General features: G+C 33.1%; 4 protein-coding genes. 2 read left to right on the forward strand and 2 right to left on the reverse strand.

Features of this window, described 5'->3' with window-relative positions; genetic code table 11:
• Window positions 1-231: 231 nt before the first annotated feature.
• Window positions 232-492 (reverse strand): hypothetical protein, encoded by a 261-nt coding sequence (locus FTV31_RS16575; RefSeq protein WP_174660749.1) that lies wholly within the window; start codon window positions 490-492, stop codon window positions 232-234.
• Window positions 493-647: 155 nt separating this feature from the next.
• Here FTV31_RS16575 and FTV31_RS16580 point away from each other — a divergent pair, with 155 nt between their 5' ends.
• Both FTV31_RS16580 and FTV31_RS16585 read left to right on the forward strand, forming a co-directional pair.
• The gene (locus tag FTV31_RS16580; protein WP_004812233.1) at window positions 648-896 is read left to right on the forward strand and encodes a type II toxin-antitoxin system HicA family toxin; all 249 of its coding nucleotides are present in this window, start codon (window positions 648-650) and stop codon (window positions 894-896) included.
• On the forward strand, window positions 893-1,225 hold the full coding sequence (locus FTV31_RS16585; RefSeq protein ID WP_004812232.1) for a type II toxin-antitoxin system HicB family antitoxin: 333 nt from the start codon (window positions 893-895) through the stop codon (window positions 1,223-1,225). The genes FTV31_RS16580 and FTV31_RS16585 overlap by 4 nt, the downstream gene beginning before the upstream one ends.
• A 142-nt stretch (window positions 1,226-1,367) precedes the next feature.
• On the opposite strand, the gene FTV31_RS16590 is transcribed toward FTV31_RS16585, so the two are convergent.
• Window positions 1,368-1,815, reverse strand: a 448-nt coding sequence (locus FTV31_RS16590; protein ID WP_180015738.1) for a LysE/ArgO family amino acid transporter, incomplete at its 5' end; no start/stop codon positions are given.

Below are 1,815 nucleotides of genomic sequence, written 5' to 3' on the forward strand. Positions count from 1 at the left end.
TATGATTAACTAAGATTGTTTAACTGGTATGAACAAAATCGTGGAACATTGCTCACTAATTAGGCGTGGAACGTGACAAATCATTAAAAAAGCCCATTAGAGGGTAAATGGGCTTTTGAGTAGTATATAAGAAATTGATTTTTAAAAGAATAAAAATCGCATTTCGTATAATCTGCATTATGTTAATTTTAGCGAAACTTAAGATTTAACTTAAAGTTCCTTTTCAAAAAATTAATCTACAAGAGGATGCTCTTTCATTAAGTTCTGTATGTCATCTGGGTCATAACAACCACATAAGCCTAGAAGAACCACATCAGATATTTTATCAATACAGCAACCTGAAACGATTTGCATACATTGATTTTTGTCATATCCGAAAACCGTATATGTCAGATCGTCATCATCAAAATGATCTTTGCAAATTGAACAGCAATCAGGATATTTTTTTAAAACTTTATCAATATCTTTTTGCTGAGCAGCAGTAACAGCCATATAAAAACTCTATTCACTTGATATCAGCTATTATTCTACAACGATCTTTATTTTTATACGTTCCATAAGTAATACCCACATTTTTGCAACTAAACTTAGTTGCAATAATTAAATCAAAGGTACTATACTGAGTTAGAACAGAGTGGGACTAAAATATGGGTAAAACGGAAAAGTTATTGGAAAAATTTGGAAATTCAAAAAATACATTTCCATATAAAGATTTAGTCGTTTTACTGAGCCAGCTCGGCTATGAAAAGTTTGAAATGGCAGGCTCTCGTGTTCGGTTTTTTAATGAAAAAACTGAACATATGATTTTACTGCATAGACCACACCCTGAAAATGAAATCAAAGGTGGGGCATTGAAAGCTGTAAAACAGGCACTCAAGCAGGAGGGATTTTTATGAGCTATTTAAAATACAAAGGTTATCTCGGAACAATTGAGCCTGATCTTGAAACAGGTGAGTTATTTGGAAAACTTGCTTTTATTCGTGATCTTATTACCTATGAAGCGGAAACTTTAAAAGCCCTTGAGAAAGCTTTTCAGGAATCTGTAGACGGCTATTTAGAATCATGTGCTGAACTAGGAAAATCTCCTGATCAACCATTCAAAGGCACTTTTAATGTCCGTATTAGCCCTGAATTACACCGTAAGGCGGTTTTAGCATCAAGTAATTCTCTAAATGCCTTTGTCAGTGATGCGATTCAAGAAAAGTTAATGCGTTTAGGTGCGTAATTTATTGAAGCCTAGGCTACTACCTAAAAATTGAAAAACTCAGCAAAAATGGGAGCTTAAAGCTCCCATTTTTAGTTTCATATAAGGTGTATTATGTTAATTTTAGAGAAACTTAAAGTAGGTAGATTGCTGACACATCTTTTTAGAACAAGAGATTTACAGCTATAACCCACATAATTATGCCTATGAGGAAATCTAAAATTTTCCATGAAATAGAACTTTGGAATAGCGGTAATAGAAATTTTGCTCCATGTCCTAAAGAAAAGAAGAATATCCAAGAAGATAGGATTGCTCCCATAGTAAATATATGCAGCTCGCTTTCAAAGTTCGTGGAAATAGAACCCATTAGTACAACGGTATCTAAGTAAACATGAGGGTTGAGCCAGGTAAATGCTAAACAAGTACCTAGCACATGATAAATATTAGCTTTTTCAATATTACTCGGATCAAGACGCGTATGTTTTCTAAAAGCTGAATAGAAGCTTCTCAAACCATAAATGAATAAAAATACAGCTCCAAAATATTGAGCAAAAATAGTAATTAAAGGAAATTCTTCAACGATCTTTGAGAATCCTGTAGTTCCTAAATAA

It is taken from the genome of Acinetobacter sp. YH16031 (genome assembly GCF_013417335.1).
In the GTDB taxonomy this organism is placed as follows: domain Bacteria; phylum Pseudomonadota; class Gammaproteobacteria; order Pseudomonadales; family Moraxellaceae; genus Acinetobacter.

Bases quoted from the DNA above. Each gene is read 5' to 3' on its own strand.
- FTV31_RS16580 (WP_004812233.1), top strand. From the start codon at position 648: ATGGGTAAAACGGAAAAGTTATTGGAAAAATTTGGAAATTCAAAAAAT.
- FTV31_RS16575 (WP_174660749.1), bottom strand. From the start codon at position 492: ATGGCTGTTACTGCTGCTCAGCAAAAAGATATTGATAAAGTTTTAAAA.
- FTV31_RS16585 (WP_004812232.1), top strand. From the start codon at position 893: ATGAGCTATTTAAAATACAAAGGTTATCTCGGAACAATTGAGCCTGAT.